Genomic DNA, 16431 nt, shown 5'->3' with positions numbered 1-16431 from the left:
ATGCAGCGCACAATGCTTACAATAGCATCCGCGCGGGCTCAATGATTCCGGGGAGATAAACCGGCATGACTGAACTAAGGTCGATACTCGACGAGGCCGTGCGCCAGGAGCTGATTTCGCCGGAGGCGGGCGGGCGTCTTCTGCCGTTCCTGACAGAGCGCGGGGTCGCCGTCATCGAGGGTGGGGTCGCTGAGGCACAGCCGGCAATGGAAGCGGAGGGGCAGGCCTCCTGGTCGGATACCGAGACGCCGCGCTTCGTGCGCGGCTTCCACGACGTGCTGATCACCATTGGCGTCGTGGTGGCGCTCGGCGGCCTCTGGGGGCTTGCCGCACTTTATGCCGTGCTGCCTGCGATCATCGTGCTTTCGGAAATCCTGGTGCGCCGCCAGCGGCTCGCTTTGCCGGCCGTCAGCCTGACGATTGCGCTGCTCTGCTGGACATTCCTGCTGATGTCCTTCTTCTTCAAGCCGGGAACATCAGTCTTCAATGATATCGGGGCGGAGGCGACGCAGTTCGTCGCCGGCTTCCCGATCATTCTCGGCCTCTATTATGCCCGGTACCGCGTGCCGCTGTCGCTGGCGCTCTGCATCACCTCGGCCCTTGCGCTGGTGCTCACCCTGCTATTGCGCCTCATGCAATGGGCGAGCGGCGATCCGCAATTCTTTGCAACCCATCCCCTGCTGCTGGCGGTGGTCTTCCTCGTTTGCGCGATCGGGCTGTTTGCAACGGCGCTCTATTTCGACCTCGGCGACCGGTTGCGCCGGACGACACGCTCCGATATCGCCTTCTGGCTTCACCTCGGCGCGGCACCGGCTCTGCTCTTCAGCATAAGGCTGCTGATGTCGTTCGACGGCAATTTGCTCGATGTTGCCCAGGCGGTGTCGATCAAGACGCCGATCATCGTTATCAGCGTGGTGGTGTTGATACTGATCGGCCTTGTCATCGATCGGCGCGCCTTCGTCACGTCAGGCCTGCTGTCGCTCGGTTTTGCGATCTACGGCATTTTCCGGCAGGGGAGTGCGACGGTTGACACCTATATCTTCACGACGCTGATCGTCGTCGGAGCGATCGTGCTCATCATCGGTACCGGCTGGATGCCGCTGCGCCGCATTGTGCTGCGGGCGCTGCCTGCCGCCATTTCGCAAAGACTGCCGCCGGCCGTCTTAGGAGCAACCCCGTAAATCTTACGATTTCGCCCAAACCGCTGAGCGATTTGGGCGAAATGAATTGATCGGGATAGCGGCAATTTCCGTTCAGGTGTTGAAGCGGAAGTGGATGACGTCGCCGTCCTGGACGACGTATTCCTTGCCTTCGTCGCGCGCCTTGCCGGCATCCTTGGCGCCGACTTCGCCGTTGTATTTGATGTAGTCCTCATAGGCGATGGTGTTGGCGCGGATGAAGCCGCGCTCGAAATCCGAATGGATGACGCCGGCGGCCTGTGGCGCCTTGGTGCCGCGTTCGATCGTCCAGGCGCGCGTTTCCTTCGGGCCGACGGTAAAATAGGTAATGAGGTGGAGCAGCTTGTAGCCGGCGCGGATCAGCCGGTCGAGGCCTGCCTCGTCAAGGTCGAGGGCGGAGAGGAATTCCTTGGCTTCCTCCTCAGGAAGCTGGGCGACCTCAGACTCGATCGCCGCCGAGATGACGACGGTTTCGGCACCCTGTTCCTTCGCCATGACGGCAACGGTTTCGGTGAATTCATTGCCGGTCGAGGCATCGCCTTCGGCGACGTTGCAGACGTAGAGCACCGGATGCGAGGTCAGAAGGTTGAGGCTCTTGAGGATGACGATTTCTTCCGCATCGAGCGTCGACAGCAGCGCGCGCACCGGCTTGCCTTCGTTGAGCAGCTTCAGCGAGGCTTCCATGATCGGCAGCATCGCCACCGAATCCTTGTCCTTGCCGGTGGCGCGCTTGCGTGTCTGCTCGGTGCGGCGCTCCAGGCTTTCGAGGTCGGCAAGCATCAGCTCGGTCTCGATCGTCTCGGCATCGGCGACCGGGTTGATGCGGCCCTCGACATGAGTGATGTCGCTGTCTTCGAAGCAGCGGAGTACATGGACGATGGCATCGACCTCGCGGATATTGGCGAGGAACTGGTTGCCGAGGCCTTCACCCTTCGAGGCGCCGCGCACCAGGCCGGCGATATCGACGAAGGAGATGCGGGTCGGGATCAGTTCCTTCGATTTGGCGATGTCGGCAAGCTTGCGCATGCGCGGATCGGGAACGGCGACTTCGCCGGTGTTCGGCTCGATGGTGCAGAAGGGGTAGTTCGCCGCCTGTGCCGCCGCCGTCTTGGTGAGGGCGTTGAAGAGGGTCGATTTGCCGACATTCGGCAGCCCGACGATACCGCATTTGAAGCCCATGGCTAAAACCTGCTGTTCTTGAATTCCTTGCTGGTGCCTATGGGATAAAGGAGCAATATGGTCAAGTCTTAGAGAGCTTTTAGTGTCGCTCACTTGCCGATGGATCGGTGCTGGCCTATTCTTGAAAGCGACGGAGATTTCGACGTATTGCGGATTTCACCAGAATGCCGGTCGCGGCTCGTATAGACGCAGTTGGCCTTCTCGGTGTCGAAGCCGGCGACAAGCCCTTGCCCGTTTGAGGTCGGGGGCTCCACCGGCTAACTGTCAAAAACTCGTCATCGACAATGATTAGATGGTTTTGAAGATTCCTGACCCCATGTCATCAACGGGTGGGTTTTTCCGATGAGTGACAATGACATTGCCCTGAAACCGAAGACCAAAGTGAAGCTCAAGCTGGACAAGCCGAAGCTCTACAAGGTCATTCTCGTCAATGACGATTATACGCCGCGCGAACTGGTGATCATGATCCTGAAGGCCGTCTTCCGCATGAGCGAGGAGACCGGCTATCGGGTGATGATGACGGCGCACAAGCTCGGTTCCTGCGTGGTCGTGGTCTGCGTCAGGGACATCGCCGAGACCAAGGCCAAGGAAGGCATCGACCTTGCCAAGGGCATGGGCTTTCCGCTGATGTTCACCACCGAACCGGAGGAATAGGCGCTTTCCGAGGGCCGCCTCGAATAAGGAGTCAGGGCCGGCGGATCTGATAGCCGGTCTTTACCTGCACGAAACCGCAATTCTCATAGAAGCGCAACGTTGCCGGATTCTTGGAGCCGGTAAGCAGCATCACCTTGTAGCATCCGTCGTTCCAGGCCTCGGCGACCGCGTGGCCGATGACGGTGCGGGCATAACCGCGCTTGCGATGATCGGCATGGGTGACGACGTTTTCGATGAGCGCATAGGGCGCGCCGTTTCGTGTCAGGTTCGGCACGACGACGCTTGTGACGGTGGCGACGGCGACCTCACCCGCAAAACCGATGAAGACGGTCATGCCTGGCTGGGCCAGGATGGCGGAAAAGCGTTCTTCGGCAATGGCCTCGTCAAGAACCGGATCGGTGGGGCTCAGGTGACGGTAAAGCGTCATGAGACCGGCGAGATCGCCGCGGGCAGCCGGGCGGATGATGACGTCTTGATCCGGCATCGGTCTCAATCGCCCTTTTTGCCGAACATCTTTTTCAGCATGTCGGCCATCGGGCCGGTGGCCGGCAACTTCGGCTGATTGTGGTTGCGGGCCTGACGGATATGCGACTGGCCGGCCGGCTTCTTCTCGACATCCTTCTTTTCTTTCGCCGGTTTCTCCTCCTCGGCCTTTCCGCCGAGCGCCAGCGCGATCTTGTTCATCAGCTGCGAATCTTCGTTTCGCACCAGCATGTCGGCATTGTCGGCGAGCGTGTCGAGAAGCGGCTCCAGCCAGGCCTTGTCGGCCTTGGCGAAATCGCCGAGCACATGGTTCTGCACCATTTCCTTGATGCCGGGATGGCCGATACCGAGGCGTAGCCGCCGGTATTCCCTGCCGCAATGGGCGTCGAGCGACCTGATGCCGTTGTGGCCGTTGTGGCCGCCGCCGGTCTTCAGCCGCGCCTTGCCCTGGGGAAGGTCGAGTTCGTCGTAAATGGCCACGAGATCGGCCGGCTGGAGCTTGTAGAAACGCATCGCTTCGCCGACGGACTCGCCGGAAAGGTTCATGAAGGTCTGCGGCTTCATCAGCAGCACTTTCTCGCCGCCGACCTCGCCCTCGGCGATCTCGGCCCTGAACTTCTTCGACCAGGGCGAAAAGCCGTGGCGCCGATGGATGGCGTCGACGGCCATGAAGCCGATATTGTGGCGGTTGCCGGCGTATTTGCTGCCGGGATTGCCGAGACCCGCGATGATCAGCATGGCCTGTCTTTCCTCGCTAAAGCATGTCGCGCAAAGTGTGCAGCGGTTTTGCGACAATCACATGCGTAAAAACAAAGACCTAAAGCGCGAGGAGCAAATCTGAAAGATCGCGACGCGCTTTAGAACTTCCCGCCGTTCACCACCGCGAAATGAAAGCAAAGTCAAGCGGAAAGGGCAGCTGTCTCCGGAGTCATTCCGACAGGTTCATGCCGTATTTCAGGAAGATCTGCTTCTGGTCGCCATCGGCGATCAGCTTGTCGAGAGCAGCCTGCATGCTGGCGAGCAGATCGTCCGGAAAGTTCTTCTCACAGGCGATGCCCATTGGCTGGGCGGAGAGCACGGTCACCAATTCCACCGGCTGGTCGGCCTTCAGTTTTTCGAAATAGAGTTCGGAGATCGGCATCATGTCGATGCGCCCGCCAAGCAGTTTGCGCAGCGTCGCATTGAAGTCGCTGGCGACATCGAGCTTGGTGAAGCCCTTCTCCTTCAGGATCGTCTCGGTGTAATCCTCGCGCTGGGTACCGATCGTATATTTCTTCGCTTCGTCCAGATTGCCGGCGGTGACGCCCGAGCCCTTTCGCGTGATCAGGATATTGCGGTCGATGAGCAGCGGTTCGACCCATTTGAACAATGGATCGCGCGTGCTGTTGTGGGCAGTCGCGAAGACGCAGGTCATCGGCGCCGTGCGAGCAAGGCCATAGGCGCGCGCCCAGGGCATGACCTCGATCGTGTAGTCGACGCCGATCGCGGCCATCACCTTTTCGACCTGCTCGACGGTGGCGCCCTTGATCTCCTTGCCTTCGCGATAGTTGAAGGGTGCATAGTCCTCGGTCGTGAACGTCACCGTTTGCGCATGGGCGGTGCAGGGCAGCGCCAGGCATGCGAGAAGCAGGAGCTTTTTCATCCGTATCATCTCCTTGGTTCTTCGTTCACGAGGCGCGTGCGATGGCCGATTGCGAGGCCGTCAGTTCCTCGATCAGCGTGGTGGCGTGCTGCGGACGATGGAAGAGATAGCCCTGGCCATAGTCAAGCCCCATCTGATGGAGCGTGCGGCATTCCTCTTCGGTCTCGATACCCTCGGCAATGACGGTGCAGTTCATCTTGTGGGAAAGTGTGGTGATGCCCTCGATCAGCATGCGGCTCTTCTGGCGCACGTCGTCGTCGCCGTCGTTGATCGCGCGGGTGAAGGACTGGTCGATCTTGATGATGTCGACAGGGAAGCGGTTGAGGTAGCTCAGCGACGAATAGCCCGTGCCGAAATCGTCAAGCGCGATGCGGCAGCCGAAGCGACGAAGTTCCGTGACGATCAAGCGGATCTGTGGGTTGTCGTGCATCAGCACGGCTTCGGTGATCTCGACGACGATGCGCTCGGGACGGATGCCGTGGCGACCGACGATGGCGGCAAGACGGGCCGGCAGCGCCGGCTCGAACTGCAACGGCGAGAAGTTGATGGCGAGATAGGTATCCTGCATGCCTGGTATGCGGGAAATCTTGGCGAGGTTGGCGACCGCCTTTTCCATGATGACGTTGCCGACGCGGACGATCTTTGCCGTTTCCTCGGCGACGCTGATGATCTCGGCCGGAGGCATCAAGCCTTTCTGCGGATGGTTGAGGCGCATCAGCGCCTCGAAACCTGATATGCCGCGGCCGTTCAGGGTGACGATCGGTTGCAGGAAGGCTTCGAACCAGTTGTCGATGAGGCCGGCTTCGATATTGGCCTCGATTTCGGCCCGGCTGCGGGCACGGTCGAGCATGGCATTGTCGAAGAGCTGCGCGCCGTTCTTGCCGTCGCGTTTCTTGGCATACATCGCCATGTCGGATTTTTGCAGCAGCTCGGCCGCGGTTGCAGCATGATGCGGATAGATGGCGATGCCGACGGAAGCGCTCAGATGCATGTCGGGGGCGAATGGCGTTTCGAAGATCGAGGCGATCTGCTCGCACATCACCTTGGCGCGGGTTTCGGCGTCCTTGGCCGGCAGCAGGATGGCAAATTCGTCGCCGCCGAGACGGGCCGCCTCGTCGGAGGGGGCAAGATGGATCTTCAGGCGCTCGACGAGCTCGACCAGCGCCGTGTCACCGGCGGCATGGCCCATATTGTCGTTGATCCACTTGAAACGGTCGAGATCGACGAAGAGACAGGCGAGTTCCTGGCCGGCGGCATCGGCGGCGGCGATCTTGTTGTCGAGGACGGCTTCGAAGCCCTGGCGGTTGAGAAGCCCGGTCAGGTGATCGGTGATTGCCTGGCGGTGGTTGCGGTCCTCGGAGGCCTTGAGTTCGGTCACATCGGTCATGACCGATAGCGAGAGGCGGTCCTGAGCGCCAGCTCCCGCCTCCGATTCCATGATGAGGACGTCCATGGTGCGGCCATCCAGGCAAACGAACTTGACGGTGACGGTCATGCCGCTTTCGGCTTGGCGGCGCTTGACGAATTTGTCGCGGGTCGCGGGAGTGACGAGATTGGCGAAGTTGCGGCCGATGACGGCGGCGCGGTTATAACCTGTGGCGAGCAGCCAATAATCGCTGACGGCGGTGATGCGGTCTTCCTCATCGAGCGAGAAGAGCATGGCGGGGGTCAGATTGTAGATATCGGTGGCGCGGCGGTGGGCGAGCTTCAGCTCCTTTTCCTCGCTTTCGAGCTTGGTCTGCATCTCGTTGAAGCTATGGGCGAGCCGTCCCATCTCGTCGTTCGACTGCCAGTCGACATGATGGCGGGAGCCCAACTGGCGGGTGGCCTCGATTGCCGCCGTCAGCCGCATCAGCGGCTGGATGACGAAGAAGCGGTTGCCGATCAGCGCTGTGCCGAAAACGGTCAGCACCGCGAAGATGAAGATCGAGATGAAGACGACCTCTTCCTGCTTCAGGCCGGAAAACAGGCCGAGCGCAGGATAATAGACGCTGATGCTACCGAGATTCTTCGGACCGTCGATGGTGTTATAGATGATGGCGCGCGACACCTGCACCAGCTTGCCGTCGAAGGAGCGCGGAATGGTGGATTGGCTGACGTCGAGCTGGCCCGACTGGTCACGCACTTCGACCTTGACGATGGCGCCCTGGGAAACGACCGTCGCGCTGATCTGGGTGACGCTGTCCTCATCAAGATCCCATAAGGGTTTGGCCAGCGCCTGGGCATTGGCGACAAGAAGAACGGAGATATGGTCGCGTATTTCCTTGTCGGCCCGTTCCGAGGAAAGAAAAAGGAAGAGAACAAAGAGGGGAGCGACAAAAACAAGCAGCGCTCCGCAAACTATCGCAAAAAATCTGTTCTCAACGGAATTGTTCATGGTTCCGTCTACTCCCCGGGCCGGCCGTATTTGCTGTCGCGCGTTGAGGCAGGCTTCTTCGCAGCTGACGGAGCATGCTTTCACGAATTTGTTAAATGTTGCTGAAACGGGGGCGTTTCCGGGCAATGAAAAGCCCGCTTTCCAGGGGAAAGCGGGCCATATGCTTTACAAATTGGTCGAAGCGATCAGGCTTCGGCTTCGCCTTCCGCGGCGCTCTCGTCGATGCCGGCAGCCGGAGCGATAATCGTCGCGATCGTGAAGTCGCGGTCGATGACCGGGGTGACGCCCTTCGGCAAGGTGACTTCCGCGATATGGATGCTGTCGCCGATCTTCTTGCCGCTGAGGTCAATGTTGAAGAACTCAGGGATCGCATCGGCCGGGCAATGAACTTCGACTTCATGGCGAACGATGTTCAGAACGCCGCCGACTTTGAGGCCCGGGGATTTCTCTTCGTTGATGAAGTGAACGGGGATTTCGACGGTCACCTGGGTGTTGCCGGAGACGCGCAGGAAATCGACATGCATGGTGAAGTCACGGACCGGATCGAGCTGGTAGTCCTTCGGCAGAACCTTGTGCTTCTTGCCGTCGACGTCGATCGTCGCCACGGTGGTCATGAAACTACCGGCGTGAATGCGCTTCGTCACCTCATTGGTGTTGAGAGCGATGGAAATGGGGGCCTGCTTGTCACCATAGATGACAGCGGGAATCAAACCGTTGCGGCGAAGTTCACGGGCGGACCCCTTACCAACCCGTTCGCGCGCCTCGGCCTTGAGCTCGTAAGTTTCCTGGCTCATGGCTATTCCTTTCGAGGTTATTTGGAGAGTTCGGCGGCGGGCAAAAGCCTTGTTCCGACGAACCGGAGGCGGTATGACCCGACCTCATCCGCGTTGCCTCCAAGGGTGTCTACACGGACCGGTGGCCTATATTATAAGTCGATCGGAAACGCAAGTTGCGGATTCAGGCCGTTTTCCGGCTATACAAGCGCTCCGGCAAGCCGAAAGCGCAGTCGGAATCGAGGCGCTTCTATCTCACGGCTCCGCAAGCAACAAGATTCAGCAATTCCCGCTCCGGTCGAGGTTGACATCGGCGCGCTTCCCCTTTTTGGATGCCGCATTCAAAAAGCGGCTGAGGAGAAATCGTACTATGCGTCTCAAACTTGTCACGGCAACGAGCTTGCTGGCACTTTGCCTTGTCACCACGGCCCAGAGCGCCGAGATCAACCAGGACGGCGCCAATGCGGTCAAGGACACTCTGACGAAGCTGCTTCCCGAGGATATGGCAAAGAGCGGCTTCATCAGCGTCAATCCGGCCGGCACGCGCTACGAGATCATCTATGATCTGGCGAAGCTGCTGACCAAGGTCGATCCGGCGAAATTCGCGATCAGTGGGCTGACGCCGTTCTCGACGTTCGCCACGCCCCTCGACAGCGGGCTCTGGAATATCGAGGGTGACAACAAGCTCAACGTCTCTGGCCATTTTAAAGACCCGGATCAGAAAACAACGAATTTCACCTATTCCATCGCTTCGATCGTCTACAGCGGTGTTTTCGACCCAGCAATCAGCTATCTGCGCTCAGGCACCTTCGCGATCAAGGACGTCAAGGTCGCCAGCAAGTCTGAGATTGCAGAAGTCAGCGCCAGAATCGCCAGCATGGACCACAAGCTGAGTTCGACGGACAGTTCAGGCGGCAACGGACGTATCGATTTTGTCGGCAGCGCCTCGATGTCTGGTTTTGTCGAGCAGGTTTCCAGTCTGCAAATGCCGCCCATCGAACTTCGTGCCGGCTCAATCAATGTCGATGCCAAGGTGAACGGCCTGCCGGCGAAGCAGATTCGCGAGATGGTCTTCTTCGCGCTCGAGCATCTCGATGAGAAGGAATTGAGCGCGGAAAATACCGACAAGATAAAGGCAATAGTGAAGGAAGCTTTTCCGCTTCTGACCTCGTTCAGCGAGACGATCGGGATCAACGACCTGGCCGTCATAAACGAGATGGGCAAGGGCGGTGCCAAGGCATTCGGCTACAACCTCGCCATCGAAGGGCCGAGCGACGCCATGCGTTTCGGCTTCGGCATGAACGCCCAGGAGATCAGCCTCGACACGCCGCTAATGCCGGCAAATTATGCGCCATTCATGCCGACCAATTTCGATTTTCAGCTCGCTGTTCCGAACCTGGATTTCGCAAGCTTCGGCGACGCCCTCATGGCGGTGGATTTCAATGACAAGGCACCCGAGAAGACCGGCGAGGAGATGGCGAAGAAACTCTTCCGCGACGGCCTGCTTATGGTGGAGTTTCCGAAGGTCAGTGCCAAGTCTGAGGTCTACGACCTCGACATGACGGGCAAGATCGAGGGGCGGATCGACACCGAGAAGGACTATTCGATGGAGGCGACGATCCTTGCCCGCGATCTCGACAAAACGATTGCCGCGGTTCAGGAGCTTGCCAAGACGGATCCTGATCTCAACCAGGTCTCCTTCGGCATCATGATGGTGAAAGGTTTCGCCAAGACCGATGCAGATGGCCGCTCGCGCTGGGACATCAGTGTCAGCCGGGATGGTGCAGTCGCCGTCAACGGCCAGCAGATCAAGGGGCCGGATGGTCTGGATCAGGATCAGGGGCTGCAGACTGAGCAGGAACCGGATCAGGGGCAGGATGCGGCACCTGCGCCACCGCAGCAGCCTTGAGCGTTATCAATGGGGAATCAGAAGTGAAAGAAGCCGGCCTTGTGCCGGCTTTTTGCGTCTTACGTCGCAAGCTTCGCCGAGACCAACGATCGGGACGGCTGTCACGAACGCGGCTCTGCGACAATCAACGGTCAGCAATTCATGCGGTCCGAAGAGCTGTAATAGCTTGGTCCACCTGATGTAGAAATTGAAAGAGCCGATCGAATGCCGGCTCTTTTTAATCGAAGAGGCTGGAGACGGACTCTTCCTGAGCTGTTCGGCTGATGGCTTCGCCGATCAGAGGGGCCGTGGTCACGATGCGGATATTGTGCGCCGAGAGAACCGCCGTGGTCGGCTGGATCGAATCCGTGATGACGAGCTCGCGAAGCTTCGAGGAAGTGACGCGGGTGACTGCGCCGCCCGAGAGAACGCCGTGGGTGATATAGGCGGTGACGCTGGATGCGCCCTTGGCCAGCATCGCGTCGGCCGCGTTGCAGAGCGTGCCGCCGGAATCAACGATGTCGTCGATCAGCAGGCAGTCCTTGCCGGTGATGTCGCCGATGATGTTCATGACTTCGGATTCACCCGGCCGCTCGCGACGCTTGTCGACGATGGCCAGAAGACAGTCCAGCCGCTTGGCAAGCGCGCGGGCGCGAACCACACCACCGACGTCAGGCGAGACGACCACGACGTTGCTGAGGTCATAATGGCTCTTGATGTCGCGCGTCAGCACGGGCATGGCGAAGAGATTGTCGGTCGGAATATCGAAGAAGCCCTGGATCTGCCCGGCATGGAGATCGAGCGTCATGACACGGTCGGCGCCGGCTTCTGTAATGAGGTTCGCGACCAGCTTGGCGGAGATCGGCGTGCGGCCGGAGGCGCGGCGGTCCTGACGCGCATAGCCGAAATAGGGAAGGACGGCGGTGATGCGGCGGGCTGACGAACGACGCATGGCGTCGATCATGATCAGCAGTTCCATCAGGTGGTCGTTTGCGGGAAAAGCGGTCGGCTGCACGAGGAAAACGTCCTCGCCGCGCACATTTTCCTGGATTTCCACGAAGATTTCCTGATCGGCAAACCTTCGAACACTGGCTTTCCCCAAGGGAACATTGAGATAGTTGCAGATCGCTTCGGCGAGTTGCCGGTTCGAATTGCCCGCGAAAACCTTCATTTTGGTCCGCCTGTTACGCGCTGATAGCCGCGCTTTTTAGTCAGCTTCCCCGTGAATGCAAGGGCAAAGGCGCCACAGGCTTCCATATTTGCAAAAAGTTTGTGACTAACCGCCCTGAGCCTGCCGCCAGGAAGAGAATTCTGCGATGGTTTTCGAGGCGATCTGCTGCATCACCGAGGCCGGAACGCCCGCCCATGGATCGGCCGCGGCCGTCGGCACGCTTTCTTGTCCCTGGATGCGGTGCAGGCGGCCCCCGCCGCTGTCGAGAATGTCCCAGACATAGACCACGGTGACCTTGCCGTCGTCGCTGAAGGCGGAGAGGTAGCCCTTGAGGATGTAGTCGCTGCTCGCGTCGTTCGAACTCTTGATGGAAAGGCCGTGCGCGCGCGCTTCGGCACCGAGCTGGCGCGAGAGCGGTGTCACGGCCTGCACCGGCGCGCCGATGATCGGTAGGAAGCGCACGGTATTGCCGCGGGCGGAGGAGGAACTGGGGGGGAGGGCGGCGCTCTGCTGCGGCTGTTGCGCCTCGGCCGGCGGAGCCGGCTGTGCGGCAAGCTCACCACTGGCCGCCGGCGGGGGCAGCGATTGTCTGTCGATCGGGGCAGAGGCGGCCGGTGAGGAGCCGCTTCTCGACAGGGCGTCTGCCTGTTCCTGCATCGTCGTCGGCGCCGCGCCGGTGCCGGGTCGATAGGCCCGCTGCGACTGATCATAGGCTGGATGGTAGCCGCCCTGCTGCGAGCTTCCCGAGAAACTCGGCTGGCGGGTGCCTGCCAAGCGCTCGGCCTCGCTCTGCGTCACCGGGCTCGACGGGGCGCCCCCGGAGGAATTGCCGATGTCGACCTGCGGCGTCAGCGCATCGGTCGTGTTGCAGGCTGTCAGTAGAGCCATGACGAACAGGAGCGTGGGCACAATCGCAGCTCGCGTCATCCCTTGGTCCGTCCTTCCCGCAATCGCAATCAGCCCCACCCGAATTTATGCGGGTGGGGACGGTCGTCTGTCAATTCCGGATTCTCACCGGTCAGAGCCCGATGAAATCGAGCGGATGGCGGGATAGCGCGCGCGGCGCATCCGCAGTCGTCAGATAGGTCTGGCCGAGCGTCATCGCCGTGCCCGTATCGGAATCGGCGATGATCATGTGCACGAAGAGCGACATGTTCGGCTCGATCGGCTGCGGATTGCCGACATGGAACATCTGATGCTCCATCCAGGAGGGCGAGAAGCGGGCGCCGAGCGAATAACCACAGGCATTCAGCCGGTGGCGGGCCAGGCCGCGCTCGTCGATGATCCTGGCATGCATGTCGAAGACATCGCCGAAGGTCTGGCCGGGCTTGAGCACGGTCTCGATCGCTTCGATTGTTTCGCGGCAGGCGTTGTAAAGCTCGCGGTGGCGATGCGTCGGCTCGCCGATGACGATCGTGCGCATCATGGCGGCATGGTAATGCGCATAGGCGCCGGCCCATTCGAGCGTCAGTTGGTCGTTGGCGTCGAGCTTGCGGCGGCCGGCCTTGTAGCGGCAAAGCAGGGCGTCGGCGCCGGAGCCGATGATGAACTCGTTGGCGGGGTAGTCGCCGCCGCCGGAAAAGATCGCGCCCTGCATGGCGGCGAGGATATCGGCCTCGTCGGCGCCGGGTTTTGTCAGCCGGATCGCGGCATCGAGCGCATCGTCGGCGAGAACGGCGGCACGCTCGACATAGGCGACCTCCGTCGGGCTCTTGATCAGGCGCAGGCGGCTGACGAGGTAGGAGGCGTCGACGATCTGGCCGAAGGTGGTCAATTGCGCGTCGAGCAGCCGGGCGACGCGGCCGGTCATGCCGTGCGTATCATATTCGATGCCGATGCGGGCGCCGAGCAGGTCCATCTCGACCAGCAGGTTCTTCAGGTCGAGCGTCGGGTCGGCATTGACCCGGTCGACCCAGATATGGATGTCCTCGAGGATCGAGGTATGCCTGGCCTGGCGAAGATCGGCTGAGCGGGTGATCAGCGCCATGGTGCCGTCGCTCTTGACGACCAGCGTCTGGAAGAAGCAGTAGCCGAAGGTGTCGTAGCCCGTCAGCCAATACATGCTTTCCTGGGCGAAGAGCAGCAAGGCGTCGAGCTTTTCTTCCTTCATCTTCTCGGTGAGGCGCGCAAGCCGGCTTGCGAATTCGGCCTTTTCGAAGTGCAGTGCCATTCTGCTCAAGTCTCCCTAATTGATATCGCGGAAATCTGGCGGCCGTAATCCGGCTCCTTGCGATGTGTCGTCCTGCGGTAGGAAAAGAAGCGCTCGTTGTCCACATAGGTGCAGAGGCCGAGGCTTTCGGCACGCACGCCGGCTTTCGTCAGCCGGTCGACGGTCAGCGCCGGCAGGTCGAACATAGCGTGGCCGGGCGTTGCGGAAGGCACGAAATAGCGCTCGTCCTCCGGGTTTTCGGCGACGAAACGCTCGACGAACTCAGGGCCGACCTCATAGCTCGCCTGGCTGATCGAGGGGCCGAGGCAAGCGACGATGCGAGCGCGGTCCGCACCGAGCGCCTCCATGGCGGCGATGGTATTTTCGAGCACGCCCGTCAGCGCGCCCTTCCAGCCGGCATGGGCGGCGCCGATGACGCGATTGTCGGGGTCGGCAAACAGGATGGGTCCGCAATCGGCGGCGAGCACGCCAAGCGCAATGCCAGGGGTGCGGGTCACCATCGCATCCGCGTCGGGGCGGGCGCCGTCGTAATCGGCGCCGATCGTCACGACATCGGCGGAATGGACCTGATGCGTGGTTGCCAGCCGCTCGACCGGCAAGCCGAACCAGGCGGCGACGCGACGGCGGTTTTCCAGGACCTTGTCGCGTTCGTCGCTGGAGCCGAGGCCGACGTTAAGGCCACGATACAGCCCCTCCGAAACGCCGCCGGCCCGAGTGAAATATCCGTGCCGGATCGTGGCGCCCGTCGCTTCGTTCAGCAGCGCGCTTTCGATCGGTGCGGGAGAGGCCGCGTCCTGCATCTGTGATTCCGGGGTTTTCGAGGGGTTTGTTATTATTCCAAGCGCATCGCATATGCGGCGCGCTTTAAGTTCTTGTTTCGGGCCGATGTTGAACCAGCCGCGTGCGCCCTGTCAATCCACCGGACGAAAGGGCATGAGATCGAGGGGGGGATAGGAGACCGCCATCACCTTGAACAGTTCGCCCATCCGGCCTTCACCGGCGCCGGCGAGCCTTTCGACCGCCGCCTGGATGACCTGCTGGGTTTGCGGTTCGCGATCGCGGCCGAGCGCGGTTGCGCGCTCGATGATGCCGAGGCCGGTCAGGAAATCACCCTGATGCAGGGCGCCGTTCAGATGGAGGCCGGCCGCAAGTGCCGTTTCGGCGAGCTGCTGGAAGTCGACATGGCTCGTCAGATCGGCTTCGCCGGGATGGGCGAGCGGCGGGTCGAATTCATGCATGCGCACGGCCTGCAGCGTATCTCCGAAACCGGTGACGAGATGGCCGTAGTCGATCGTAAGCGCCGTGCCGCCGAAGGCGCGCAGCCGCTCGCAGATCGCCATCATCACCGCCTGGCGAGCAGGCGAGATCTCGAAGAGCGTGCCGACCGGCACGTTCTGCACCGGTTCGGGCAGCAAGGTGGGATCGAGGCCGGCGACGCCGGCGGCGAAAGTCAGCTCGCCATCGGCGTCGATACCGACCATGCGCTCACGGAACCCCGTTGGCATGCGGACGAACTGGCGGATCGGGATGGCGTCGAAGAGTTCGTTGGCGGCAATCAGCGTGAAGCCGGGCGGTACTTCGTCGAAGCCATCGTGCCAGGTGATCTTGTCGCCGTGGGGTTCGAGCGTCTGGCTCTGAACGTCGCGCAGGCGCTCGCTGGTTTCGACGAGATGCACGGTCATCGCGTCGAAAAGCGGTGGAGCGATGCGGGAAATGACGCGCAGCATGTCGGCCATCATGGTGCCGCGGCCGGGGCCGATCTCGACGAGGCGGACGTCTGTCGGTGTGCCATGGCGCTGCCACGCATGGACGATGAAGACGCCGATCATCTCGCCGAAGATCTGGCTGACTTCGGGCGCGGTGACGAAATCACCGGAACGGCCGAAGGGCTCGCGGGTGCGGTAATAGCCGTGTTCGGGGTCTGCGAGGCAGAGCGAGAAATAATCGGTGACGCTGATCGGGCCGTTGGCCTGGATAATCGCCTTGATCTTTTCGCCTAGAGCGGTGGTCATGTCGCGCGTCCTGCCGTTTCAGAGCTGCAGCGCAGCCTGGCGGCGGGCCCGCAGCATCGCCCAGAGGCCAAGCAGGATCATCGGGAAGGAGAGCACCATGCCCATGGTCAGCCAGTTCGTGCCGAGCAGGTAACCGAGCTGGGCATCAGGCTCGCGGAAGAATTCGACGAAGATGCGCGACAGCGCATAACCGCAGACGAAGACGCCTGTAATGAAGCCGGGGCTTTTCAGCGCGCGCATGCCATAGACGAAGGCGGCCAGCACCAGGAGCAGAACGATGCCTTCGAGACCGGCTTCGTAAAGCTGGCTCGGATGGCGGGCGAAGGGACCGCCGGTCGGGAAGACAACGGCCCAGGGCACGTCGGTCAACCGGCCCCACAGCTCGCCATTGATGAAATTGGCGATGCGGCCGAAGAACAGACCGAAGGGAACGACGGCGGCGACAATGTCGAACAGGCTCCAGACCGGGATGGCGTTACGGCGGGCAAAGAGGATCATGGCGATCGTCGTGCCGGTCAGACCGCCATGGAAGGACATGCCGCCGTTCCAGATCTCGAGCGCACGGACGGGAGTGCGCAGGACGGCGGGGAGATCATAGAAGAAAATATAGCCGAGACGACCGCCGAGGACGACGCCAAGCGCTGCCCAGACGATGAAATCATCGAGCTGCGTCTTTGATATCGGCGAGACGTTGCCGGGCCAGAGACTGTCATTGGCGGCGATGCGACGCGCATAGGCCCAGCCGAGCAGGATGCCGGCGACATAGGCGAGACCGTACCAATGAATCGCCAGCGGGCCGATCGAAAAGGCGATCGGATCGATATCCGGGAAAGGCATGATGGCAAGGAGATTGGCTGCTGTCGGCAAGGTTTTCCACCTGTTGAGTTGCGCGGAACATGCCGCT

General features: G+C 61.1%; 15 protein-coding genes. 3 read left to right on the top strand and 12 right to left on the bottom strand.

From position 1 onward, the window contains the following. Positions 1 to 65 precede the first annotated feature (65 nt). Positions 66 to 1181 (top strand): hypothetical protein, encoded by a 1116-nt coding sequence (locus BS630_RS21030; RefSeq protein ID WP_077978907.1) that lies wholly within the window; start codon positions 66 to 68, stop codon positions 1179 to 1181. Between the two features lie 72 nt (positions 1182 to 1253). Here the strand turns inward: BS630_RS21030 and ychF are convergent, their stop codons facing one another. After that, positions 1254 to 2357, bottom strand: coding sequence for a redox-regulated ATPase YchF (gene ychF, locus BS630_RS21025; protein ID WP_077978906.1), 1104 nt, complete (start codon positions 2355 to 2357; stop codon positions 1254 to 1256). Between the two features lie 342 nt (positions 2358 to 2699). Here ychF and clpS point away from each other — a divergent pair, with 342 nt between their 5' ends. Then, positions 2700 to 3011 carry an ATP-dependent Clp protease adapter ClpS gene (gene clpS / locus BS630_RS21020; protein WP_026265368.1) on the top strand — a complete coding sequence of 104 codons (312 nt, stop codon included), beginning with the start codon at positions 2700 to 2702 and terminating at the stop codon, positions 3009 to 3011. Between the two features lie 31 nt (positions 3012 to 3042). Here clpS and BS630_RS21015 read toward each other — a convergent pair whose 3' ends face one another. The 5 genes from BS630_RS21015 to BS630_RS20995 all read right to left on the bottom strand — a co-directional run bounded on the left by BS630_RS21015 (position 3043) and on the right by BS630_RS20995 (position 8307). Beyond that, a complete protein-coding gene (locus tag BS630_RS21015) occupies positions 3043 to 3504 on the bottom strand; it encodes a GNAT family N-acetyltransferase (protein ID WP_077978905.1) in 462 nt (153 codons plus the stop codon). Continuing rightward, a complete protein-coding gene (gene pth, locus BS630_RS21010; RefSeq protein ID WP_077978904.1) occupies positions 3501 to 4232 on the bottom strand; it encodes an aminoacyl-tRNA hydrolase in 732 nt (243 codons plus the stop codon). The genes BS630_RS21015 and pth overlap by 4 nt, the downstream gene beginning before the upstream one ends. A gap of 190 nt (positions 4233 to 4422) precedes the next feature. Continuing rightward, a complete protein-coding gene (locus BS630_RS21005) occupies positions 4423 to 5136 on the bottom strand; it encodes a substrate-binding periplasmic protein (RefSeq protein ID WP_077978903.1) in 714 nt (237 codons plus the stop codon). A gap of 25 nt (positions 5137 to 5161) precedes the next feature. Next, positions 5162 to 7513: an EAL domain-containing protein gene (locus tag BS630_RS21000; protein WP_077978902.1), complete on the bottom strand. Its 2352-nt coding sequence runs from the start codon at positions 7511 to 7513 to the stop codon at positions 5162 to 5164. A gap of 185 nt (positions 7514 to 7698) precedes the next feature. Beyond that, a complete protein-coding gene (locus BS630_RS20995) occupies positions 7699 to 8307 on the bottom strand; it encodes a 50S ribosomal protein L25/general stress protein Ctc (RefSeq protein ID WP_077978901.1) in 609 nt (202 codons plus the stop codon). Between the two features lie 349 nt (positions 8308 to 8656). On the opposite strand from BS630_RS20995, the gene BS630_RS20990 reads away from it, so the two are divergent. Further along, positions 8657 to 10195 carry a hypothetical protein gene (locus tag BS630_RS20990; RefSeq protein WP_077978900.1) on the top strand — a complete coding sequence of 513 codons (1539 nt, stop codon included), beginning with the start codon at positions 8657 to 8659 and terminating at the stop codon, positions 10193 to 10195. Positions 10196 to 10412: 217 nt separating this feature from the next. Here BS630_RS20990 and BS630_RS20985 read toward each other — a convergent pair whose 3' ends face one another. The 6 genes from BS630_RS20985 to lgt all read right to left on the bottom strand — a co-directional run bounded on the left by BS630_RS20985 (position 10413) and on the right by lgt (position 16394). Continuing rightward, complete coding sequence (locus BS630_RS20985; protein ID WP_011652946.1) at positions 10413 to 11345, bottom strand: ribose-phosphate pyrophosphokinase; 933 nt, start codon at positions 11343 to 11345, stop codon at positions 10413 to 10415. 105 nt (positions 11346 to 11450) lie between these two features. Then, a complete protein-coding gene (locus tag BS630_RS20980; protein WP_077978899.1) occupies positions 11451 to 12272 on the bottom strand; it encodes a hypothetical protein in 822 nt (273 codons plus the stop codon). 91 nt (positions 12273 to 12363) lie between these two features. After that, entirely contained in the window at positions 12364 to 13515 is a 1152-nt protein-coding gene (locus BS630_RS20975) for a M24 family metallopeptidase (RefSeq protein ID WP_017961468.1), read from the bottom strand. A gap of 5 nt (positions 13516 to 13520) precedes the next feature. Continuing rightward, positions 13521 to 14315: a peptidoglycan editing factor PgeF gene (gene pgeF, locus BS630_RS20970; protein ID WP_077978898.1), complete on the bottom strand. Its 795-nt coding sequence runs from the start codon at positions 14313 to 14315 to the stop codon at positions 13521 to 13523. 111 nt (positions 14316 to 14426) lie between these two features. Next, positions 14427 to 15527: a class I SAM-dependent methyltransferase gene (locus BS630_RS20965; RefSeq protein ID WP_077978897.1), complete on the bottom strand. Its 1101-nt coding sequence runs from the start codon at positions 15525 to 15527 to the stop codon at positions 14427 to 14429. Positions 15528 to 15545: 18 nt separating this feature from the next. Beyond that, on the bottom strand, positions 15546 to 16394 hold the full coding sequence (gene lgt, locus BS630_RS20960) for a prolipoprotein diacylglyceryl transferase (RefSeq protein ID WP_077978896.1): 849 nt from the start codon (positions 16392 to 16394) through the stop codon (positions 15546 to 15548). Between the last annotated feature and the right edge of the window lie 37 nt (positions 16395 to 16431).

Source organism: Rhizobium laguerreae, from assembly GCF_002008165.1.
Lineage (GTDB): Bacteria > Pseudomonadota > Alphaproteobacteria > Rhizobiales > Rhizobiaceae > Rhizobium > Rhizobium laguerreae.
Note: the sequence above shows the minus strand (reverse complement) of the source record. Positions and strands in the feature narration are given on the sequence as shown.